Annotated in this window: 16 protein-coding genes and 1 tRNA gene; 8 read left to right on the forward strand and 9 right to left on the reverse strand. The window is 60.6% G+C overall.

All coding sequences use genetic code 11. The annotated features are described in order from the left end of the window. Positions 1-448: 448 nt before the first annotated feature. The 3 genes from nadA to K0H47_RS20880 form a co-directional block, all read right to left on the reverse strand. Positions 449-1,507 (reverse strand): quinolinate synthase NadA, encoded by a 1,059-nt coding sequence (nadA, locus tag K0H47_RS20870; protein WP_003209852.1) that lies wholly within the window; start codon positions 1,505-1,507, stop codon positions 449-451. Between the two features lie 219 nt (positions 1,508-1,726). Continuing rightward, positions 1,727-3,298: a lactate dehydrogenase gene (locus tag K0H47_RS20875; protein ID WP_256124515.1), complete on the reverse strand. Its 1,572-nt coding sequence runs from the start codon at positions 3,296-3,298 to the stop codon at positions 1,727-1,729. Positions 3,299-3,426: 128 nt separating this feature from the next. Further along, positions 3,427-4,713: an OmpP1/FadL family transporter gene (locus K0H47_RS20880; protein ID WP_201139981.1), complete on the reverse strand. Its 1,287-nt coding sequence runs from the start codon at positions 4,711-4,713 to the stop codon at positions 3,427-3,429. 359 nt (positions 4,714-5,072) lie between these two features. On the opposite strand from K0H47_RS20880, the gene K0H47_RS20885 reads away from it, so the two are divergent. Next, positions 5,073-7,031, forward strand: a complete 1,959-nt coding sequence (locus tag K0H47_RS20885; RefSeq protein WP_063027636.1) for a PAS domain-containing sensor histidine kinase — start codon at positions 5,073-5,075, stop codon at positions 7,029-7,031. On the opposite strand, the gene K0H47_RS20890 is transcribed toward K0H47_RS20885, so the two are convergent. Further along, on the reverse strand, positions 7,028-7,936 hold the full coding sequence (locus K0H47_RS20890; protein ID WP_017475691.1) for a LysR family transcriptional regulator: 909 nt from the start codon (positions 7,934-7,936) through the stop codon (positions 7,028-7,030). The genes K0H47_RS20885 and K0H47_RS20890 overlap by 4 nt on opposite strands. A gap of 108 nt (positions 7,937-8,044) precedes the next feature. On the opposite strand from K0H47_RS20890, the gene lldD reads away from it, so the two are divergent. The 7 genes from lldD to pstB all read left to right on the forward strand — a co-directional run bounded on the left by lldD (position 8,045) and on the right by pstB (position 20,210). Beyond that, positions 8,045-9,187 (forward strand): FMN-dependent L-lactate dehydrogenase LldD, encoded by a 1,143-nt coding sequence (gene lldD, locus K0H47_RS20895; RefSeq protein WP_177071280.1) that lies wholly within the window; start codon positions 8,045-8,047, stop codon positions 9,185-9,187. Positions 9,188-9,581: 394 nt separating this feature from the next. After that, positions 9,582-11,252 carry a ShlB/FhaC/HecB family hemolysin secretion/activation protein gene (locus K0H47_RS20900; protein WP_218169073.1) on the forward strand — a complete coding sequence of 557 codons (1,671 nt, stop codon included), beginning with the start codon at positions 9,582-9,584 and terminating at the stop codon, positions 11,250-11,252. Positions 11,253-11,355: 103 nt separating this feature from the next. Next, positions 11,356-16,311: a hemagglutinin repeat-containing protein gene (locus K0H47_RS20905; protein WP_219273552.1), complete on the forward strand. Its 4,956-nt coding sequence runs from the start codon at positions 11,356-11,358 to the stop codon at positions 16,309-16,311. A 173-nt stretch (positions 16,312-16,484) separates the two neighbouring features. Next, entirely contained in the window at positions 16,485-17,501 is a 1,017-nt protein-coding gene (pstS, locus tag K0H47_RS20910; protein WP_219273553.1) for a phosphate ABC transporter substrate-binding protein PstS, read from the forward strand. A 65-nt stretch (positions 17,502-17,566) separates the two neighbouring features. Then, positions 17,567-18,562: a phosphate ABC transporter permease subunit PstC gene (pstC, locus tag K0H47_RS20915; RefSeq protein WP_017475686.1), complete on the forward strand. Its 996-nt coding sequence runs from the start codon at positions 17,567-17,569 to the stop codon at positions 18,560-18,562. Beyond that, on the forward strand, positions 18,559-19,431 hold the full coding sequence (gene pstA / locus K0H47_RS20920) for a phosphate ABC transporter permease PstA (protein ID WP_063027624.1): 873 nt from the start codon (positions 18,559-18,561) through the stop codon (positions 19,429-19,431). The genes pstC and pstA overlap by 4 nt, the downstream gene beginning before the upstream one ends. Continuing rightward, complete coding sequence (gene pstB / locus K0H47_RS20925) at positions 19,431-20,210, forward strand: phosphate ABC transporter ATP-binding protein PstB (protein WP_003209835.1); 780 nt, start codon at positions 19,431-19,433, stop codon at positions 20,208-20,210. The genes pstA and pstB overlap by 1 nt, the downstream gene beginning before the upstream one ends. A 117-nt stretch (positions 20,211-20,327) precedes the next feature. Here the strand turns inward: pstB and K0H47_RS20930 are convergent. The 5 genes from K0H47_RS20930 to pal form a co-directional block, all read right to left on the reverse strand. Further along, a tRNA-Lys gene (locus tag K0H47_RS20930) sits at positions 20,328-20,403 on the reverse strand. A gap of 63 nt (positions 20,404-20,466) precedes the next feature. Continuing rightward, positions 20,467-21,144 (reverse strand): 7-cyano-7-deazaguanine synthase QueC, encoded by a 678-nt coding sequence (gene queC, locus K0H47_RS20935; protein WP_177025512.1) that lies wholly within the window; start codon positions 21,142-21,144, stop codon positions 20,467-20,469. Between the two features lies 1 nt (position 21,145). Next, complete coding sequence (gene queE / locus K0H47_RS20940) at positions 21,146-21,793, reverse strand: 7-carboxy-7-deazaguanine synthase QueE (protein WP_063027618.1); 648 nt, start codon at positions 21,791-21,793, stop codon at positions 21,146-21,148. Between the two features lie 164 nt (positions 21,794-21,957). Beyond that, on the reverse strand, positions 21,958-22,794 hold the full coding sequence (ybgF, locus tag K0H47_RS20945) for a tol-pal system protein YbgF (RefSeq protein WP_063027616.1): 837 nt from the start codon (positions 22,792-22,794) through the stop codon (positions 21,958-21,960). 6 nt (positions 22,795-22,800) lie between these two features. Beyond that, positions 22,801-23,301 carry a peptidoglycan-associated lipoprotein Pal gene (gene pal, locus K0H47_RS20950; protein ID WP_003209827.1) on the reverse strand — a complete coding sequence of 167 codons (501 nt, stop codon included), beginning with the start codon at positions 23,299-23,301 and terminating at the stop codon, positions 22,801-22,803. Positions 23,302-23,333: the final 32 nt, after the last annotated feature.

Genomic DNA, 23,333 nt, shown 5'->3' on the forward strand with positions numbered 1-23,333 from the left:
TCAACTGGGTGTACCTGATGCACCGAGGTGTCTGCATCGCAGGCAAGCCAGCTCCCACAGAAAAGCAGCTCTGCTTTCGCTCTGGCTTTTGATCTGGCTTCTAACACTCAAGCCGGCCGGTAGGCCGCTGTGCTCTGCTTTTGATCTGCTTTTGATCTTGATCTGCGGGCCCCGTCAACCACGATGGCCGCAAGCAGGCACGGTGGAGCGGGTAAATCGGCAGGGATGCCGATTTAGCCGCGCCGGGCCATGGATGGCCCGTCGCGGCGGCCCGCGGAGCCGTGCCGGAGTGCGGGCATGCCGAGCCTAGGCGAGGCACCGAGTGGTGGGGCAAAGACCTTTTGGTTACTTTTGGGGCGTTTGCCAAAAGTGACCCGCTGTAAGAGCGGAACCATAAGCCGCCGTTACCGCAGCAACGGATATGTACACAAACCAACCCACCGCAAAATCAAGCGTTCCCCGCTAACCTCAACCGAGCCGCCTGAGTAAAATCCAACATCCGCTTCAGCGGCCTAACCGCCTGCGGAATCACCGAAGGCTCAACAAAAATCTCATTACTCCCCTCACGCAAACACTGCAGCGTACGCTCCAGGGTATTCATCGCCATCCAGGGACAATGCGCACAACTGCGACACGCCGCCCCATTCCCGGCCGTCGGCGCCTCGACAAACACCTTGTCCGGGCACAGCTGCTGCATCTTGTAGAAGATGCCCCGATCGGTAGCCACGATAAACGTCTTGTTCGGCAACCGCTGCGCCGCCGCGATCAACTGGCTGGTCGACCCCACCGCATCCGCCAACTCGATCACCGACGTCGGCGACTCCGGGTGCACCAGAATCGCTGCGTCCGGGTACAACGCCTTCATGTCCTCCAACTGCTTGGACTTGAACTCCTCGTGAACGATGCACGCACCGTCCCACAGCAGCATGTCCGCCCCCGTCTGACGCTGGATATAGGTACCCAGATGCTTATCCGGCCCCCAGATAATGGTCTCGCCGTTATCCATCAGGCTTTCGACAATCTCCAACGCACAACTGGAGGTGACCACCCAATCAGCCCGAGCTTTCACCGCCGCCGACGTGTTGGCATAAACCACCACCGTGCGCTCGGGGTGCTGATCACAGAACGCCGAGAACTCATCCACCGGGCAACCAAGGTCCAGAGAGCACGTGGCTTCCAGGGTTGGCATCAGGATGCGTTTTTCAGGGGTAAGGATCTTGGCCGTTTCGCCCATGAAGCGCACGCCCGCCACCAATACGGTCTTGGCCGGGTGCGCCGCGCCGAAGCGGGCCATTTCCAGGGAGTCGGAGACACAGCCACCGGTTTCTTCGGCCAGGGCCTGAATCACCGGATCGCAGTAGAAGTGCGCCACCAGCACCGCGTCCTGAGCCTTGAGCTCGGCGGCGATGGCGGCACGGTAGCCCGCCTCTTCTTCGGCGCTCAGCACCTTGGGCTGCTTAGCGTCGAGGTGGGCTTGGACCAGAAGGCGTTCGGAAATTTGCGTCATGTTCGCAAGACCTGCAGGCGCAGTTGCGCGAAAGTCGAGTGTACCACCGGCTCTGGAGCCTTTCGGGCGCCGCCGGACGAAGTGATTGTGTTCATCAAGCACGGTGAAGCTGCGCAAGGCTACAGAATATCGAATGGTTTCAAAAGCCTAATCTGGGATTCGGCGAGGCATAAAAAAGGGAAACCCGGCCAGGGGTTTCCCTTTTTTACAACGACCGGTTTAACGGGGCAAAACGGTGGGGTCGTCTTGCAGCAACACCCACTGATGCATGTTCGCCAGCGCATCCTTCAGGATGGTTTGATCGGCGCCCTGGGCCTTCTTGCCTTCCCGCGCCGCATACTCCAGCAACACCAGGTAGTCGCGATGGCTGCTGGCCTGGTTCGGCGCCACGCTGTCTTTAACCAATATCCCCATCTCATAGCGCTGGGTGCGGGTGTTCTGGCTGGCGCTCTGGTCCACGGAGGCGTTGGTCAGGAGTCCGTCCTTGTAGGTGATATTCGCCGCGCTGCTGGCCTTGTCGTCGACCTGCACGTAGAGGTAGTTCTGCGACTCGCGCTGGGTGTCGAAAGACGGTGGCTTGCCGCTATTGAGCGCCAAATGAAAACTGGCTTTGAGATTTGATTGCTGGACCTGGTCGACCGTGCGATTCGAGAGGTCATTGCCACCGACACGCGTCTTCTGGGACACCTCATAGGCAAACGTGTCGGTTTCCGTAAGGCGGGACGGGTTCGGGGACGTGGCCGTCTGGCGGATGGAGGCCTTGAAATCTGCGAGACCGGTGAGCAGGCCTTGATCCGCCGCGCTCCGGGTCAGCGCCGCAGGGGCTTTGACGCCCTGCGGGTAGTTGCTGTTCATGGCGGTAAACGCATCCTTGAACATTGCCATCAGGTCAGCATCGGCTTTGCCTCGCGCCTGGGCCTTGTCGAATTGGGCCAGGTAGCTTTTCAGCGCGATTGCCTGTTGCTTGGCGTTACCGATGATGCCGGCGTTTTTCAGGTCGACCGAGAGATTCACCTCCCCCGCCGGGCCACTCATCCGCGTCGTACGGCTTTGGTTGTCCGCATGGAATGCAAGGGTGAGGTCCTCAGCATTGCGTACTTTCAATTTGCCGCTGAGGTCCACCGAGGACAACACACTGGAATCAAACTGCGTCAGCTTGCTCAGCTCGAGTTTTGGCGGCTGGGCGGCCAGGCCGTCAATAGCACCCTGGAAGGCTTCGCCCAACTTGGCGATTTCCTTGAGCTCGGCGGCGCTGAGGGTGCCGCCGTCCACCTTGGCCTGCGCGGCCAGGCCACCGGACTGGCTGGCCAAGCTGAAGGTGACGGTCTTGCCGCTGGCCGTCTTGACGGTGAGGCTGACCAGGTTGTCTGCCTTGCTGTGGAGCAGCGCCTGTTGAATCTTGAGCTCGTCGGGGCTTTGGGTCTTGGACGAAGTAGTGGTCAGCGCCGACTGGGAAATGTCGGTACCGCTCTTCGCAAATTGCTCGATCAGGGTAGCGCCCAGGCCGCTGAAGCCCGTGCCTCTGGGCAGCGCATAGAAATTCGTGTTGATCGCTTTAGTGACCGCATCGTAGCTGTCACTTTCCCAGGCGTTGATCGACCCATGGCCGGGCAATTGGCCGTTACGGGAATAGGTCTCGGCTTGAACCTCCACCGTGACATTACCAAGGCTGACCACCGAGGAAGGACGCACGGCAGTGGCGTCCGTTTCGGGCGTCAGCGTTGCTGGCGGCGTAACGGCGGGTCGATTGATAAGGGGAATGGCGGAGCTGATCGGCGAAAGCGTAGTCATGACGATCCCTGTCTTGAGCTGGATTGCTCCTAATCTAACCAAGACAGGCAGGGTTTGGTAGCACGATTGATACAATTAATAGCAAAGAGCCACGTCAGAAAAATGACTCTTTGCCCTCTTTCGGTGCATCAGAAGCGGTAAGTGACCGAACCACCAAAACCGTTGGCGCTGTTTTCATACTTGGCGTCGTAGGTCAGGCCCAAGGCGGGCTGGTTCTGATGCACCTTGATCGGTTCTTCCTTGAGGTAGGAATAGGCCACGTCAAACGTTACGTTTTCAATTGGCGTCCACCCGGCACCGAGGCTGAACACCGTGCGGTCACCCGTCGGAATCCGCACGGAACGGTCGGTGTTGTTGGTTGGCGTCTGGTCCACCGAGAACCCGGTACGCAGCACCAGTTGTTTGTTGACCCGATACGCCGCGCCAATGGCGTGGGACCAGGTGTCATGCCAGTTCTGCTGTTCGGTGATTGAATTCAAACCGCCAAACTGGGCGGCCAAAGCGGACACACCGTCGTTGTTGATGGTGATCTTCTTCAACTGGCTCCAGCGCGTGTAAGTGCTGCCCAGGTACAAGGTCCAGTCATCGTTCAGTTGATGGGTAACCGAGAAGTCCACCGACGAGGGTGTGGTGACATTGAGGCTGGCGTCATAGCGTTGCGGGCCGCCATCAAAGGCATCGGAAATCAGGCCGGAAGCGTTGGTCTTGCCGCTGAGGTGGTAGACCACTTGCGAGTGATAAGTCAGGCCGATGCGCGTGCTTTCCAGCGGCTGTACAAGGATACCGGCATTGAAACCGGTGGCGGTGTCGTCACCCTTGACCTTGACCTTCTCGCCGGCGCCACCCCCGAGAGGCACGTTGGAATCCAGTTCACCCGAGATCCGGTTGAAGGTGGGACCGAAACCCACCGACACCTTGTCGTTGAAGGCATAACTGACCGTCGGCTGGACGGTAATGACCTTGATCTGGCTTTTATTGCCAAAGCCATTGCCCTGAAAGCTGCGCTCATAGTCGGTTTCCAGGCCGAACGGCGCGTAGATCCCCAGGCCGAACGCCCAGTGTTCATCAATCGGCGTAACCAGGTAGCCCATCGGAACGGCAATGCCTGGCACCATGTCGCCCTTGTCGGTGCCGGGGTTGTTGGCACCAAATTGCGAGGAGCTGGCATTCTTGATATTCGAACTGGCATCCAGGTAGGTCGCCCCGATGCTCACTTCATTCTGCTTGAGGCGGGCCATGCCGGCCGGGTTGCCGTACACCGTGCTGGCGTCATCGGCGGAAGAGGAACGCCCGGCGTAACCGGTACCCATTGAACTGATGCTTTGTTCATTGAGGGCGAAACCGCCCGCAAGCAGGGAAGTGGAGGCGAGCGAAATCGACAGCGCCAAAGCGCTCTTGAAGAGTTTTTTATTCATTATTAGAACTCGAATTATTGGGCAGCGAGAGGAAGCTACCAATCTTCGAGCGGGCAAATTATGAAGAGTTTTTCATGGGAAAAATTGTCCGACAATCTTAGTTTTTTCAAAGACTTCGACGGTTTTCCCGGCACTTATTCAGACCTGAAAACCCGAATATGACTGATGGGTTTTAACCCTGGTCCTTCCGCTTGCAGCATGGCGAGCGGTGGTCACCGAATAAGTGTCAAGTCGCTGGTGATATAGGTGTCGTAATGACATGATGGCGGCCATTTAACACGCGCGGCCGCACTCAAATGAATAGCACTATCGGGAAGGGCTCCGATACAAATAGCCCACCTGAATCTGGCGAGAGTGATTTGTCCGCCGCGGGCCTCACTCACAGTGAAGCCTTCACTGAGCGCGTGCTTGCCAGCATCAATGACTGCATCAAGGTGCTGGACCTGGACGCCCGCCTGACCTTCATGAGCGAAGGCGGCAAGCAGATCATGGAAGTCAGCGACTTCAATGCGATTCGCGGCTGTCCTTGGCCCGACTTCTGGCAAGACCAGGGCAATCTCGACGCCAAGGCCGCCGTGGATGCCGCCAAGGCCGGTCGCAACGCCAGCTTTGTCGGCGCCGCCAACACCCTGGCCGGCAACCTGAAATGGTGGCACGTGAACGTCAGCCCGATCATGGGCAGTGACGGCCTGCCGGAAAAAATCCTCTGCGTGTCCCGGGACATCACGCCCCTGCGCGAAGCCGAAGAGTCCCTGCGCAAACTCAACGAGTCCCTGGAACAGCGGGTGATCGAACGCACCCGCGACCGCGACCGCATCTGGCGCCTGTCGCCGGACCTGATGCTGGTGGCGCAACTCGATGGTGTGATCTCCGCCGTGAACCCGGCGTGGACACGCATGCTCGGCCACACCGAAAACGACCTGGTGGGCAGCCAATTGCTGGCCCTGGTTCACCCCGACGACCTGGCCGTCTCATCCTCGGCGGTCAGCCGTCTGGGGGACGGCAAGAACTTCCCCAACTTCAAGAACCGTTACCGCCACCAGGACGGCAGCTACCGCATGATCGCCTGGACGGCCGTGCCCGACAGCGACTACATCCATGCCGTGGGCCGCGACATCCAGGCCGAGGAAGAAGCCAAGGAAGCCTTGCGCCTGTCGGAAGATGCCCGGCGCCAGTCGCAGAAACTGGAAGCCATCGGCCAGCTTACTGGTGGTGTCGCACACGATTTCAATAACCTGCTGACGGTGATCAAGTCCTGCGCCGACTTGCTCAAGCCGCCCGCCCTCAGCGAAGCGCGGCGCGTGAAATACGTGGAAGCCATCGCCAGCACCGTCGACCGCGCAGCCCGCCTGACCGCCCAGTTGCTCACGTTCGCTCGCCGCCAGGCCCTGCGGCCAGAAGTGTTCAACGTCGGCGAAAGTGTGAAGCGGGTGGGCGAGATGATGGACAGCCTGACCGGTTCACGGGTCAAGGTAAGCATCCAGGTGCCTGACGACGCCTGCTTTATCAACGCCGATGAAAGCCAGTTCGATACCGCGCTGGTCAATATGGTGGTCAACGCCCGGGACGCCATGGCCGGTCATGGGCATTTGACGATCACCGTTTCGACGGCAGACTGGTTGCCTTCGGTTCGCGCCCATCCGGTACGCATCGCCGAATACGTAACCATCGAGTTGGCCGACACCGGCTCGGGTATCCCGCCGGAAAAACTCGACGCGATCTTTGAGCCCTTCTACACCACCAAGGGCATCGGCCAGGGCACCGGTCTGGGCTTGTCTCAGGTGTACGGCTTCGCCAAGCAGTCGGGCGGTGAAATCCTGGTGCAGAGCGAGTGCGGCACCGGCAGCCAGTTCACCCTGTACCTGCCCAAGGTCGAGCCAAGTACCCTACCGGTTCTTCAAGACACCAGCGCCACGCCCATCGTCTCAAGCTTGTGTGTGCTGATGGTCGAGGACAACGCCGATGTCGGCCTGTATACCTCGCAAACCCTGGAACAGATGGGCTTTCACGTACTCTGGGTCCCGGATGCCAACAGCGCACTGGAAGCCCTGGCCCCCAACCCGGAAAGCTTTCAGGTGGTGTTCTCCGACATCTCCATGCCCGGCATGAGCGGCCTGGAGTTGCTGGACGCAATCGAGGCCCTGTATCCCTGGCTGCCGGTGGTGCTCACCACTGGCTACAACGACGAGTATGCGCGTATCGCTCAGGAAGAGGCCAGCCGTTTTGTCTTGCTGCAGAAGCCGTACTCCACCGAGGCACTGGCCCTGCTGCTGCAAAAAGTCGTCAAGAGCCGCCTGACCCTGATCGCACAAGGCTAAACCGCCGGCTGGGCCGCGCTGTCTGGAACATTGCCCATCTCCAGGGCCAAGTCCAGCCAGGCCCGCGCTGCCGGGGGCAGATGCGCCTGTCGCCGCCAGGCCAGGGCGATGTGCCAATCGGTCTGGGGCTCGTCCAGCTGGATCAGAGCAATACCGGCGTGCAGGTGTTTGTAAGCCAGCATGCTCGGCAAAAACGCGACTCCCAATCCTGCGGCAACCAGGTCGACGATAAAGTCGATCTGGGCGCTGCGGGCGGTGACGCGTGGGACTACGCCTCTGCGCTCGCAGGCCGTGAGAATAATCCGGTTAAGCGCAAACCCGGCTTCGAACAGAATAAAGGGCGAGTCGGCCAGATCGGAAAAATCGACGCTTTTGCGCCCGGCCAATGGATGGTCGATCGGCATCACCACCATCAGCGGCTCGACGCGTACATCCTGATATTCAAATTCACCCGCCACCGGTACCAGCAACGCGGCCAGGTCCACCTCCCCGGCCTCCAGGCATTCGCCCAACTTCTTGCTGCCGTGCTCGATCAGCTCGATCTCGATCTCCGGATAACGCTGTCGATATAACGCAAACATCGCCGCAAACAGCACGCCACTGCCCACCGGCGGCAAGCCGATGCGCAAGACACCGCGCTTGAGCCCCAGCAGATCATTGATCTCGGCCACCAGGTCACTGCGCTCGGCCAGCAACACCAGAGCGCGGCGGTAGGCAATTTCGCCAGCGGCCGTCAGCTCGCTCTTGTGACCGATGCGATTGAAAAGCGGCGTGCCCAACTCATCTTCCAGGGTCTTGACCGCCTTACTGACGGTAGACTGGGTGAGCGAAACCACCTCGGCCGCCTGTGAGAAGCTGCCCTGGCGAACCACTTCGACAAAGGCCAACAACGTACGAAGGTTCATGAGTATTCCATTTGCGACTTGATTCAAGTTGGAAAAGTTGTTTTTACCATGAAAGGCCTTTGTCTATGCTCACCCCACCGTTTTTCTTCACTCGGGGCATCACTGTTCATGATCATTTCGTCCGCATCGGATTACCGCGAAGCCGCCCGCCGCAAACTGCCGCGTTTCCTGTTCGACTACATCGACGGCGGTGCCTACGCCGAACACACCCTCAGGGCCAACAGCTCGGACCTGTCCGATATCAGCCTGCGCCAGCGCATCCTGCGTAACGTCGAAAGCCTGAGCCTTGAAACCACGCTGTTCGACCAGCCCTTGGCGATGCCCGTGGTCCTCAGCCCGGTGGGCCTGACCGGCATGTTTGCCCGGCGCGGTGAAGTCCAGGCGGCGAAGGCGGCAGCGAACAAGGGCATTCCGTTTTGCCTGTCGACGGTGTCTGTGTGCCCGATCGAGGAAGTGGCGTCCCAGAGCGCGCAATCCATCTGGTTTCAGCTGTATGTGCTGAAAGATCGCGGCTTCATGAAAAATGCTCTGGAGCGAGCCCAGGCCGCGGGCGTGAAAAACCTCGTGTTCACCGTCGACATGCCCACCCCCGGCGCGCGTTATCGCGACGCTCATTCGGGGATGTCCGGCGCCTACGGGCCGCAACGCCAAATCCTGCAGGCCATGACCAAACCGGCCTGGGCCTTCGATGTGGGTCTGCTGGGGCGCCCCCACGACCTGGGCAACATCTCCAAATACCTGGGCAAGCCCACCCAACTGAAGGACTACATCGGCTGGCTGGCGAACAACTTCGACCCGTCCATCAGCTGGAAAGACCTGGAGTGGATCCGCGAGTTCTGGAAAGGCCCGATGATCATCAAAGGCATCCTCGACCCCGAGGATGCCAAGGACGCGGTGAGCTTTGGCGCCGACGGCATCGTCGTCTCCAACCACGGCGGCCGCCAGCTGGATGGCGTGCTGTCCACGGCCAAGGCGCTGGCACCTATCGTACAAGCCGTGGGCAGCGATCTGACGGTGCTGGTGGACTCCGGCGTACGCTCGGGGCTGGACGTGGTGCGCATGCTCGCGCTGGGTGCCAAGGGCGTATTGCTGGGCCGTGCACAAGCTTATGCACTGGCCGCCGACGGACAGCGTGGCGTGGAAAACCTGCTGGATATCTTCGCCAAGGAGATGCGCGTGGCCATGACGCTGACCGGGGTCACGTCGATTGCACAAATCGATGAATCGATTCTGGTGCGCGGCCAAAACTGAGTTGAAGCGAAGCAGCCCCGGTCTCTTGCCAAGGCCGGGGCTGCCCTTTTCAGTCACGTATAAACAAAACGATTAAGCACCTGTATTGCAACAATCCAAAAGCCCCCTCGCACCATCCCCCCTGACAAAAGCCCGCAAAACCAACCTGCATTAGGCACCCGCTTGCCCGCCCTGCACCACCTCTGTGCATTTATTTTGTGAATAACGCGGCATTCCCCACGTTTTACGTAATAAATCCTGCCACTGATGTAACAAACCGTTTAATGATGGCTCAACTGTGGAAAGTCCCTGAGTTCACCGTTTTGGCTCAGGGGCATGGATCGTGCGTATTTCACGTTAAGGATGTCGAGTGCCGAATCAGCCCTCAACCGAGCGACTCTGTTGTAGCAACAGACTGATCGTTGCCCTGCTCTGCCTGTGCACGCTGCCGGCGGCCGCCGCCGATGGGCCGCTGCCTGGCCAGGAAGCATTGCGCTTGCAGCAGCAACAGCAGCGCGACCTGCAGCAATTACAACTGGAACAGCGTCAGCGGCAAATCCAGCGAGGCAGTTTCGCAGTACCACCGACCACACCCGCACTGCCGGCAGACACCGCCCAGGACCAGCGCTGCTGGCCTTTGAGCGGTACGCGCGTGGCCGGTGTCACGCTGTTCAACAAGGCTGAACTGAACACCCGCATCGAACCCTATGTGGCGCCGTGCATGGGCGTCGCGCAGATCAACCGCCTGCTCGCCGAGATCACCCGCCTGTATGTCGAGGCCGGCTATATCGCCAGTCGCCCATACCTGATCAGCACCCCGGCCGCCGGGCACCCGCTGGATATTCACGTCGAGGAAGGCTACGTCGAAGCCATCGAGCTGGCCGATCAGAGCCTCCCCGTGTCGTTACGCGGGGCATTCCCAGGAATGCTCGGCGAACCGCTGAACCTGCGGGACCTGGAACAGGGCCTGGACCAACTCAATCGCCTGCGCTCGGTTGACCTCACCGCCGACATCGCCCCCGGCAGCACACCGGGCGCCTCACGGATCATCCTGCGCTCGCGCAGCAGTGCCTCGCGGTGGGCGTTGGGACTGGGTGTCGACAACCTGGGAAGTGCCGGCACCGGCCGTGATCGCAATGCGGTGAGCCTGAGCCTGGACAGCCCGTTGCAGCTCAACGACGCCCTCAACCTGAGCTTCAGCGACACCCTCAACCACGGCCCGCGTTACAGCCGCAGCAACAGCCTGTTTTATTCCATCCCCTACGGTTACTGGACCTACAGCCTGTTCGCCAGCCATGCCGAGTACCGCTCGCCGTTCAAGCTCAGCCGCACCACGCTCTATAACAGTGGCCGCACCGATCAAGTCAGCCTGCGCACCGACCGGGTGTTGTGGCGCGACCAAAGCCATCAACTGAGCGCCAACCTGCAACTGGCTTACAAGGACGTCGACAGCTACCTGCAAAAGGTTCGGCTGGGTATCCAGAGCCCAACCCTGACCGTGGCCGAGGCCGGTGTGAATCTGTTCTGGCTCAACAGCGCGGTGTGGAACCTGGACGTCAATTACGCTCAGGGCCTGACCTGGTTCGGCGCCGACCGCGATGCCGATCAGGTAGTGAAAAACCTGCCCCAGGCGCAATTTCACAAGTACCGCGCCAACCTCACCCAATGGCGCAACGGCCAGCTCATCGGGCAACCGTGGCAGTGGCAGAGCCAACTGTCGGTGCAATACAGCCCGGATGCATTGCCTGCCATCGAACAACTGCTGGTGACTGACGATTCGGCGGTGCGTGGCTATCGCGAGAACAGCGCGTCCGGCGCCATCGGCGCGGTGTGGCGCAACACCCTGCGCCTGCCACTCAACAGCGACCTGCCGTTCAAGATCACCCCGCGCCTGGGCCTGGACAACGGCTGGGTCAAGCGTGAATACGGCGCCCGCAGCCAACGCCTAAGCGGCGCCAGTGCCGGGCTCAACCTGAGCTGGAAGAACGTGCAACTCGACCTCGATTACCAACGCAACTTGAACACCCCCGCGGGGTTTGCCCAGGAGCCGGAGGTCTGGCTGACGCGCCTTAGTTTGCAGATATGAGCCGACACCTGATTTGCCTGAAATAACCGCAGCACCTGATCAGCACGGCAGCGTTGCACCGAACGACGCACTTCACCGATCAGCCAACAGAGCGAGACTATTTATGCCGACTAACACTCATGCTTTTCACCTCTCTCCACAGGGCAAACTGCGCTGGGCCATCGCCAGCCTGTTCCTGTTACCTCAACTCGTACTGGCCGGCGGCTTGACCGTCGTCGAAGGGCCCGGCGGCACCCCACAACTGCAAAACCAGGCGGGCGTGCCTATCGTCAATATCGTCGCGCCGAATGCCGGCGGCCTGTCCCACAACCAATTTCTCGACTACAACGTCGACCGCCAAGGCGTGGTGTTGAACAACGCCTTGCAGGCGGGGCAATCCCAACTCGCCGGGCACCTGGCGGCCAACCCGCAGTTCCAGGGCCAGGCTGCGAGCGTGATCCTCAATGAAGTGGTCAGCCGTAACGCCTCGGCTCTCAACGGTGCGCAGGAGATTTTTGGCCAGGCGGCGGATTATGTGCTGGCCAACCCGAACGGGATTTCTGTCAACGGTGGCAGCTTCATCAACACCCCCAACGCCAGCCTGGTCGTCGGCCGTCCCGAGCTCAGCGACGGCAAGCTGCAAGGCTTGAACACCCGTGATGCAAGCGGCCAACTGACGGTGCAAGCCCAGGGCCTGCAAAACCGTGACGGCTCGATCAACCTGATCGCACCGCGCATCGACAGCGAAGGTCGGCTCAGCGCTCGTGATCAATTGAACCTCACCATCGGCCGCAATCAGGTCGACGTTGCCAGCGGCCAGGTGCGCCAGGTAGACCCGGCCAGCAAGACCGAAGACCAGCGTATCGACGCCAGCCTGTTCGGTGCGATGCAGGCCGGGCGGATCAATATCGTCAGTACCGCCGAAGGTGCCGGCGTACGCGTGGGGGCCGTGCAAGTGGATGGGCGGGACGGCGTGAACATCCGCTCGGCCGGCGACCTCGACATCAGCGGCCAGGTGCACGCCAATAGCCTTGAGGCAACCCGCGCCGGGGTGCAGAGCCGCCAGGGCGATGTCGACCTGCACAGCGCCAAGGACTTGAGCCTGGCCGCCACCGATGTTGGCGGGCGCAACGTCAAGCTCGACGCTGGCCGCAACCTGACCTTGAGTAGCCTGGAGAGCCGCAAGCTCCAGGAAAAGCGTGAGCAGTGGAACAACAGCAACTTCCTCTTCACCTACGAAACCTATGACCGCACCACCACCGACAAGGACTCGCGCCAGCACGGCAACAGCGTCGTCGCGCAGCAGAACGCCGCGCTGTCTTCCGGCGCCGACACCGAGATCAAGGCCAGCCGTGTCGACGCCGGCGATACCGTGCGCGTCAACAGTGGCGCAGACCTGCGCCTGACCGCCGCCACCGAGACCCATGAAACCCGCGACCAGGGCAACCACCGCAAGCACCTGTGGAAAGCCGATTGGGACAAATCCGCCAGCGAACAACGCAGCATCACCAGCAGCCTCAAGGCCGGCAAGAACCTGGAGCTGACCGGCGGGCAGGCCCTGCAATTGCAAGGCGCCGAACTGAAAACCCCGGGGGATATTCAACTGGCCGCCCGGCACGTGGAAATCACCAGCGCCAGCCGGACCCAAAGCAGCCGGGATAACGGTTACTCCGGTGACCTGGTGGGCGGCAGTTTCTTCGGCTCCAAGGGCGATGGCGACAAGGGCAAAACCCTGAATACCGGCAGCAAGGTCAACGCCGACGGCAAGCTGATCGTGAAGGCCGATGAAGTACGCATCAGCGGCAGCCAGGCCCGTGGCGGCACGCAGGCCAGCGTCATCAGCGACAAGGGTTCGCTGGTGATCGATGGCGTACGCGACACCTCCCACGACAACCGCTACAGCAAGGACAGCAAGTTCTTCGGGATCTCCAAGGACGAAAGCCGCAAGAACCTCAAGGACAGCACCGTGGTCGCCAGCGAACTGCGCTCGGACAGTAACCTCGCACTGCGCAGCGCCAAGGACATCGAAGTCAGTGGTTCCAAGGTGTCTGCCACAGGCGAACTGACGGCTGACGCCAAGGGTGATATCAAGATCACCTCGGCGGAAAACACTTCCAGCGACACCACCCGCACTCACACCCGTGGTTTTGATGGCTACGCCAAGGAAACCGCCGACGGCACGCGCCAGTACCGCGCAGGCGTGAACTACGAAGACCAGCAGAAAACCAGCCACACCGACACCACCCGCCAACAAGCCTCCAGCCTCAGCGGCGGTACCCTGGCCGTCGCCGCGGGTGGCGATTTGAGCGTCGAGGGTTCAGGCCTCAAGGCCACCCAGGGTGATGCGACCTTAAGCGGGAAAAATGTCGAGTTGCTGGCGACCCATGACAGCACTGCCAACACCACCGAGCAGACTACCACTGGCGGCGGCGTCTACTACACCGGCGGCCTCGACAGGGCCGGCAGCGGCGCGCAGTTCAGCCATCAAAGCAGCCACGACACCAACAGCAAAACCACCGCGCACACCAGCACCGTTGCGGCGGCCGGCAAGCTGACCATCAATGCCGGCAACACCCTCACCAGCCAGGGCGCACAGGTCAAGGCCGGTTCCGGGTTGCAGGTCAACGCTGCGCAGGTCGACAACCAGGCGGCGCATAACAGCGAGTCCAGCACCCACAAGGAGAATGGCTGGACGGCCGATGCCGGCGCCAATATCGAATACAAAGGCATCACCCGGCCCATCGAAAAAGCCATCGAAGGTGTGGCCCAAAGCAAGTTTCATCAGCCAGGGCTACTGGACGCGTTCGAGCAACCCAATGTCGGGCTCGATGTTGAAGTCGGCCATGCCAATAAGTCCCGTACACAGCAGGACAGCACGGCAGTGGTCAGCCAGTTCACGGGCGGCACGGTGCAGGTCAACGTCGCCGGCAAATTGCAGGATGAAGGCACTCAATACCATGCCACCGAGGGCGGCCTGAAAATCGACGCCGACAGCCACCTTGCCATCGCTGCCGCCAATACCCACAGCAGCAGCGAGCAAGGCGTGGACGCAAAGGCCGGCGTGCGGGTCTACACCACCACGGGTGAAGACTTGAACGTGCGCGGCAGCGGCGCCGGCGGCAGCAGTGACGTACGCGAATCCACCAGCACGGCAGTGGTCGGCAGCTACGCCGGGGCCCAAGGCGTGGGCATCGACGTCAAGGGCGATGCGCGTTATGAAGGCAGCCAGTTCAACGGCGGCCAGGCCGGCGTCGACCTCAAGGCGGGCGGCGAGTTGGCGCTGAATCAAGCCAACGACACCCAGAGCAAAACCAGCAGCACCCTGCGCGGCAACGGCTCGTTGACCGTGGGCACGGCGCCGGGCACCAACGGTAATAACGTCAACCTCGGTGCCGGCGTGCAACTGGACAACAAGCACCTGGACACCCAGGACAGCCAGGCCCGGGTCGCGAGCATCCAGGGCAAAGGTCCGGTGCAACTCGACAGCGGCGCCAACCTGACCCTGCAAGGCACCCGGATTGGCAGCAGCAGCGCCAAGACCGGCGACATCAACCTCGCCGCCGGTGGAAAGCTGGACCTGCAAGCCGCCACCGATCACCACGTCAGCAACGCCAGCAACCTGGGCGGCGGCCTGAACGTCGGCGCCGGCAAGACCAGCAGCGCTGAAAGCAGCGGCAAGACCGGGAGCCTCAGCGCCAACTTCAACATCGGCAAGGGCGCGGAAAACGACCAGGCCGTCAGCGTCGGACAGCTGCACAGCAACGGCAACGTGGCGCTCGCCAGCGGCGGCAACAGCGCCGATGCCATCCACCTGCAAGGCACGCAAATCGCGGCCAGCAACGTCAGCCTCGACGCGGTGAATGGCGGCATCCTGCAAGAGTCGGCGCAATCGACCCAGGCCCATGACAGCTGGGGCGTGACCTTGGGCGCGGGCGGCAGCGGCGGCAAAACCACGCTGGCCAACGCGGGTGAACACGACACGCCAAAGACCCAACACGGCATCAATGCCCGGGCCAAGGTCGACGTCGATTACCTGCAAGGCACCACTCAGCACGACAGCCAGATCAAGGCCGACACCGTGGTGATCAACAGTGCCGGTGATACCCGATTGTCCGGGGCACGTATCGACGCGAATCAGGTGAGCGGCAAGATCGGCGGCGACCTCGTGGTCGAGAGCCGCAAGGATCACGTCAGCAGCACCCAGGTCAACGTCGATGCCAAGCTGGACGTTGAAAAAAACCAGCCCGGCGTCGTCAACAAACTCGCCAAGACCACCGGCCCCCTCAAGGACAAAGTGCAGGCCAAGGCGGAAGGCGCGTTCGACAAGCACCGCGAAAAACTCGAGAACGCCGTCGACAAGGGCACCGAGCACCTGGCCTCGGCCAAGGACAACGTGGTTAATAGCGTCGGCAACGCCAAGGAACGCTTGGGCGAAAAACTCACCCGCAGCGGTAGCTACGACGTGAACCCCGAGCCCCGTGGCGCCTTCGGCACCCGCGTGGAGCAGGCCAAGACTTACCTCGCCGACAAGAAGGACGCCCTGGGCACGCGCCTGTCCAGCGTCAAGGAAAAGCTCTGGCCGAAAACCAGTGACAGCTACGCCGTCAGCGGCAAGAACACCACCGGCAGCTCGGTGGCCAATACCGCAGAAAGCGTGTTGTTCGGCGACAAGAGCGGCACCACCGCCTACACCCCGACCTTGAACCTGAACGTCAGCCACGTCGCCAAGGACAGCGTCACTCAGGCCTCGGGCATCAGCGGTACCCAGGGCGTGAACTTGCAGGTGGGTGGTGAGACTCGCTTGACCGGTGCGCGCATCGGGGCTTCGGAAGGCAAAGTCGATTTGGGTGGTTCTGCGGTAAACGCCACCACGTTGACGGGCAGCGATTATCGCGCGGATGTCGGGCTGAACGTCTCGAAGTCACCGGTCAATCTGGCGCTCGGCGCCAAGGATGAACTGACGCGCAAACAGGACGACGCAACGCGTAAGGATCAAGCCATCAACCTCGGACCGCTGCGGGTTGGCGGGCACAGTAATAGCCAGGAGTTGCAGGCCGGGATTGATCAAGGCACCCACTAAGCAACCCTGCTCCGGTGGAGACGGGCATGCCCGCTTTCATCGGAGCAAACATTTCTAAATGTTTCTTCATAAAGCCAAATCGTCATTAAACAGACACATTTCAGGAATTAAATCGTCACGTCCCAGACAGGTGGAGCCCTCCACCTACCCCCTTCCTTTGAGGTGTCGTCGTGATGTTGCTGACCAAAAAGAGTCTGTCAGTGTTGTTCACTGCCCTGTGCCTGAGTGGTGTCGCTCACGCCACTGACGTCACGGGTGCAGGCTCCAGTTTCGTCTACCCGGTGCTGTCCAAGTGGTCCCAGGAATACAGCAAAAGCTCCAGTGACCGGATCAACTACCAGTCCATCGGTTCTGGCGGCGGCATCGCCCAGATCAAGGCGGCCACCGTGGATTTCGGTGCTTCCGACGCACCGCTGTCGGCGGATGAACTGAAGGCCGGCGGCCTCGGCCAGTTCCCCAGCGTGATTGGCGGTATCGTGCCGGTGATGAACGTCGAAGGCGTTGCAGCAGGCCAGCTGAAACTCGATGGCGAGGTGCTGGCGAAGATTTTCCTCGGTGACATCAAGGCCTGGAACGACCCGGCGATTGCCGCGCTCAACCCCGGCCTGAAGCTGCCCGGCGCGAATATCACCGTGGTCCACCGCTCGGACGGCTCGGGCACCTCGTACAACTTCACCAACTACCTCTCCAAAGTCAGTGATGGCTGGAAAAACAAAATCGGTTTCGGCACCACCGTGCCGTGGCCAGTCGGTGTGGGCGGCAAGGGTAACGAAGGTGTTTCGGCCTACGTAAAGCAGATCAAGAATTCCATCGGCTTTGTTGAATACGCCTACGCCCTGCAGAACAAGATGACTTACGCCTCACTGAAGAACGCGTCCGGCAAATTCGTCGAGCCCAACGCCAAGGCCTTCCAGGCAGCGGCGGATACCGCCGACTGGGCCAACGCCAAGGACTTCAACCTGATCATGACCAACGCACCGGGCGAGAACGCGTGGCCGATCACGGCGACCACCTGGATCATCATGTACAAGCAGGCCAAGAACGCCGAGCAAAGCCAGGCCGCTTTCAACTTCTTCAAATGGTCATTGGAGAAAGGTCAACAGCAGGCTGCGGCATTGGACTACGTCGCGCTGCCTGATTCCCTCGTGACCCGGATCGAAGGTTACTGGAAGTCCGACTTCGCCCACTGATCCGTCCCTGAGACCCGCGCCCTCAAGCAACCTGATGCCAGGGGGCGCTGGTGAGCACATCTGATATGAACGAAACCGTGCAACCGATGGTGATGACTACTCACGCGGGCGATGTGAGCGGTGACAACCGTGCTGCTCGCGATCAGCGCAATGACCTGTGGTTCAAACGCTCCATGTTCGGCGCTGCCATGCTGGTCTTGCTGTTATTGGCCAGCATTGCTGCCTCAACGCTTTGGGGCGGCGGCCTGGCCTTCAAGACTTTTGGTTTCGGTTTCATTACCAGCACCGACTGGGATGCGGTCAACAACCACTTCGGCGCCCTGGTGCCGATTTACGGCACCTTGGTCACCTCTTTTCTCGCGTTACTGATTGCGGTGCCCGTGAGTTTCGGCATCGCGATTTTCCTCACCGAAGTGGCGCCGCCCTGGCTGAGAATGCCAGTCGCCTCCGCCGTTGAATTGCTCGCGGGCATTCCCTCAATCATCTACGGCATGTGGGGCCTGTTTGTTTTCGGGCCCTTCATGGCAGAACACTTGTCACCCTGGATCAATGACTACCTGGGCGCACTTCCGTTTATTGGCTCGCTGTTCCAGGGACCGCCGCTGGGCATCGGGATGCTGACCGCCGGTATCGTCCTGGCGATCATGATTACGCCGTTCATCACGTCGGTGATGCATGAGGTTTTCCGCAGTGTTCCGACTCAATTGAAGGAGTCGGCCTACGCACTCGGTAGTACTACCTGGGAAGTGGTGTGGGACATCGTGTTGCCCTACACCCGCTCGGCCGTGGTCGGCGGGATCTTTCTTGGCCTCGGTCGCGCCCTGGGTGAAACCATGGCCGTCACCTTCGTGCTGGGTAACGCGCAACAGTTCTCCGCCTCGTTGCTGATGCCCAGCAGTTCCATTGCATCGGTCATCGCCAACGAGTTCAGCGAGGCCTACACCGACCTGCATCGTTCGGCGCTGATCGCCCTGGGCTTCCTGCTGTTTATCGTGACATTCGTGGTGCTGGCACTGGCGCGGTTGATGCTCATGCGCCTGTCACGCAAGGAGGGCCTATGAACAGCAACGACCGCCTGTACCGCAAGCGTGCCTTCAAGAACCGGGTGGCCATGCTGCTCAGTTGTGGCGCGACGGTCTTTGGCCTGCTGTGGCTGGCGTGGATTCTGCTGACTACCATCATCAACGGTTTTCAGGCACTCAACCTGCGCCTGTTTACCGAGATGACGCCGCCGCCCGGAACAGACGGCGGCCTGGCCAACGCGTTTTACGGCAGCGCCCTGATGTCCGGGATTGCGCTACTGATTGGCACGCCCATCGGGCTGATGGCCGGTATCTGGCTGGCGGAATTCGCACGGCACTCGCGCCTGGGTACCACAGTGCGTTTCATCAACGACATTCTGCTGTCCGCGCCCTCGATCGTCCTCGGTTTGTTCATCTACACCGGCGTAATCCTGCCGCTGAACCTGCTGACCAATCACCAGGTCGGCTTCTCTGCCATTGCTGGCGCCCTGGCGTTGGCACTGCTGGTGATTCCGGTGGTAGTGAGGACGACCGACGAGATGCTCCAACTGCAGCCCTCCACCATGCGTGAGGCGGCCCTGGCCCTGGGCGTGCCGCAATGGAAGCTGACGTTGCAGATCGTGTTGAGGGCGGCCAAGGCGGGTGTGGTGACCGGCATCCTGCTGGCGCTGGCCCGGATTACCGGGGAAACCGCCCCGCTGCTGTTCACCGCCTTCGGCAACCAGTTCTGGAGCAGCAACCTGCTCAAACCGATCGCCAGCGTGCCGGTGGTTATTTTCCAGTACGCCATGAGCCCCTTCGATGACTGGCACTCCCTCGCATGGGCAGGCGCCTTGGTACTGACGATGTTCGTGCTGGTGCTGAGCTTGCTGTCTCGCCTGATTCTTTTGCGCAATAGGTCCCACTGATGCAATCGACCCGCCTTGATCCTGAAAAAACCAAAATCCGTGTCCGTGGGTTGGAGTTTTTCTACAACAACCAACGTTCGCTGAAATCCATCGACATCGACATTCCGGAAAAACGCATCACCGCGATCATCGGTCCATCGGGTTGCGGGAAGTCGACCTTGCTGCGGGTATTCAACCGTATCTACTCGATGTACCCGAAGCAGGAAGCCCGCGGTGAAGTGCTGCTCAATGGCGAAAACATCCTCGCCCCCGGCTACTCGATGAACCGCCTGCGCAGTCATGTCGGGATGGTCTTCCAGAAGCCGGTGCCGTTCCCCATGTCGATCTACGACAACATCGCCTATGCCGTGCGCCACCATGAAAAGCTGTCGCGCCGGGAAATGGATGATCGAGTCGAGCAAGCCTTGCGCGGCGGCGCGCTGTGGGATGAGGTGAAAGACAAACTCAAGCAGAGCGCCCAGAGTCTCTCAGGCGGGCAGCAGCAACGCCTGTGCATCGCCCGCACCATTGCGCTGCGGCCGCAGGTGTTGCTGCTGGATGAACCGACCTCGGCACTCGACCCGATTTCCACCGGGCGCATCGAACAGTTGATCACCGAACTGAAAGAGCAATACACGGTGATCATCGTGACCCACAACATGCAGCAGGCCGCGCGGGTGTCCGACAGCACGGCGTTCATGTTCATGGGGGAGCTGATTGAGCACGGCAATACGGATGAGATCTTCACCAAGCCGAAGATGAAGCAGACCGAGGACTACATCACCGGGCGGTTCGGCTAGCTTTAACAAAAAAGCCGATCACTCTCTGCCATGAGAGTGATCGGCTTTTGTTGGGCAAAAAAAAACCCGGAAATCCTCACTTGCGTGGGCCTTCCGGATTTTCTAAACCGCCAAAAATGGTGGGTCGTGTGGGATTCGAACCTACGACCAATTGGTTAAAAGCCAACTGCTCTACCAACTGAGCTAACGACCCGCTGTGTGGTGGCGCGTATAATACTGATTTCTAAGGATTATTCAACACCTTATTTGAAATAAATCAGAAATAACGCGTTGGGTCAGTAATTCCGGCCGCCTGGAAGCCCTCTGCACGCAGTCGGCAGCTGTCGCACTTCCCACAAGCACGACCGTCAGTATCCGCCTGATAGCAGGAAACAGTCAGCGAGTAATCGACGCCAAGTCCTACGCCAGCCTTCACGATATCGGCCTTGCTACGGTTCTGCAGCGGCGCCAGGATGCGAAAGCCCGGCCCTTCTACACCGGCCTTGGTAGCGAGGTTGGCCATGCGCTCGAACGACTCGATGTACTCGGGACGGCAGTCCGGGTAGCCGGCGTAGTCCAGGGCGTTGACGCCGATGAAGATGTCGCGCGCCTCGAGGACTTCGGCCCAGCCAAGGGCCAGGGACAGGAAGACGGTGTTACGCGCAGGCACGTAGGTCACCGGGATGCCTTCGCTGGGGCCTTGCGGCACGTCTATGGAGCTGTCGGTCAGCGCCGAACCACCCATGCCGTCGAGGTTCAGGCCGATCACCTTGTGCTCCACCACGCCCAGGTCTCGGGCGACGCGGGCAGCAGCCTCCAGCTCGGCACGGTGACGCTGGCCGTAGTCGAAGCTCATGGTGTAGCAGCTGTAGCCTTCTGCACGGGCCATGGCGACCACGGTGGCGGAGTCGAGGCCGCCGGACAGCAGGATGACAGCACGCTTTTGATCAGTCATCTCAGCGCCCCGGCTCGTCGTTCCACAGGTACTTGTGCAACTGCAGCTGCAGGCGCACCGGCAGATTGTCTGCGACAACCCAGTCAGCCAGGTCGCGAGCATTCAGGTCATGATGGCTGGGGGAAAACAGCACTTCGCCGGCACGGCGGTCCAGGCCATATTGGATCAGCTTGGAGGTCGCCCAGTCGTAGTCTTCACGGGAACAGATGACGAACTTGACCTGGTCGTTGGCCGTCAGCAACTCGATGTTCTCGTAGCGGTTGCGGTGCGCTTCCTTGGAACCCGGGGTCTTGAGGTCGACGACACGACTGACGCGAGGGTCGACCGCGGAAATATCCAGGGCACCGCTGGTTTCCAGGGAAACCTCGTAACCGGCATCACACAACTGCTTGAGCAGGGGAATGGCATTAGGCTGCGCCAGCGGCTCGCCACCGGTGACGCAGACATAACGCGGCCGGTAACCGGCCACTTGCTCGAGGATGTCGTCAAGGGTGCGCACGGTACCGCCACTGAAGGCGTAGGCGCTGTCGCAGTACTGGCAACGCAGCGGGCAACCGGTGAGGCGCACAAATACAGTGGGCAGCCCGGCAGTGCGCGTTTCACCCTGCAACGAGTAAAAAACTTCGGTGATACGTAATGTGTCTTGCATAGTCGCCACGGGCGTAACAGCTAAACAGGCTGTCCGCCTCCGTCAGGCACTTCGAGGAATTCCGCCAACGCGTAAACCCCAGGAAGCGTGTTTCATAAAAGGGCGTGGATTCTAACGAAAAAACCCGCGCAGGGCGCGGGTTTCTTCTGAACGGGTTGCGACGCTTACATGCGTTGCAGATCCCGCTGTGCCAACTGAGCAGCGGAGGTACCCGGATATTGGGCCACCACCTGCTGCAGAATGCCTTTGACCTTGTCGGTATGACCCAGGCGGCGTTCTACGTCAGCCAGTTTGTACAGCGAATCCGGCACCTTGGCGTGCTTGGGGTACAGCTGGCTGACCTTGGCAAACGCCTGACCTGCACCTTGCAAGTCGCCTTTGGCCAGGTTCACCTCACCCAACCAGTACTGGGCGTTGCCCGCGTACTGGCTGTTCGGGTATTTGCGCAGGAATGCGGTAAAAGCCTGGCTGGCCTTATCGAAATCCTTGGCTTTGATCAGGTCGAAGGCTGCGTCGTAATACAGTTTTTCCTTCGCCGGATCACCCGGTTCGCTGCTGGCGGCAGGGGCCTGGCTGGCAGCCGCGGCCCCTGCTGCTGCACCACCGGCGGCGGCACTTGGCGCGCCACCGGCAGAAGAATTATCAGGAGTAGCGGCTGGTGTAACGCCGGCTCCAATACGTCGATCAAGATCCTGGTAACGCTCCAGGCCTTCTTGCTTCAGCTGGTTCACTTGATTCTGCAGAACTTCAATCGTGCCTTGTTGCTGCGACAATTGATCCTGCATGCGTTGCAGCTGGTTGAACAGTTCGCCCTGTGCCGAAGGCGCGGCCGTAGCCGCCCCCCCGGCATAGGCGCCGTTCGTGCCATAACCCGCTGGCGGATAACTGCTCCCGCTATTGTTATAGCCAGAGTTGCTATCTTCCACAGGAACCGCAGCCCACACCGCAAGCGGTGCCAGGCTGAGAGCCAATACAGTTAGAGCACGACGGCACGTTCGCATGACGAATTACTTACGCAGTTCGACGCGACGGTTTTGAGCCCAGGACTGCTCGTCGTGGCCAGTAGCAACTGGACGCTCTTTACCGTAGGAAACCAGTTCCAGTTGGCCTGGAGCAACACCTTGCAGTACCAGGTAGCGCTGAACGGCTTTCGCACGACGCTCGCCCAGTGCCATGTTGTACTCACGAGTACCACGTTCGTCGGTGTTACCTTCCAGAACAACGCGAGCGCCGTTAGCTTTCAGGTCCTTCGCGTGAACGTCCAGAGCGCGCATGGCTTCTGGTTTCAGGTCCGAACTGTCGTATTCGAAGTAGAAAGTGGTGATAGCGCGCAGAGCAGCTTCTTCGCTCAGGGAGCCGTCAACTGCACCAGTGTTAGCGCCGTAACCAGCGTTTGGATCAACAGCTGCGCCTTCACCGGCATTGTCGCCGCCTTTAGACGAGCAACCAACGGCTACGGACAGAGCCAGAGCCAGAGCAGCAAACTTACCAAACTTCAGCATTTCCATCGTGAAACTCCTAATGAACCCCAGTGTGTTAA

Source organism: Pseudomonas sp. Xaverov 83, assembly GCF_019352905.1.
Classification (GTDB): Bacteria; Pseudomonadota; Gammaproteobacteria; order Pseudomonadales; family Pseudomonadaceae; genus Aquipseudomonas; species Aquipseudomonas yamanorum.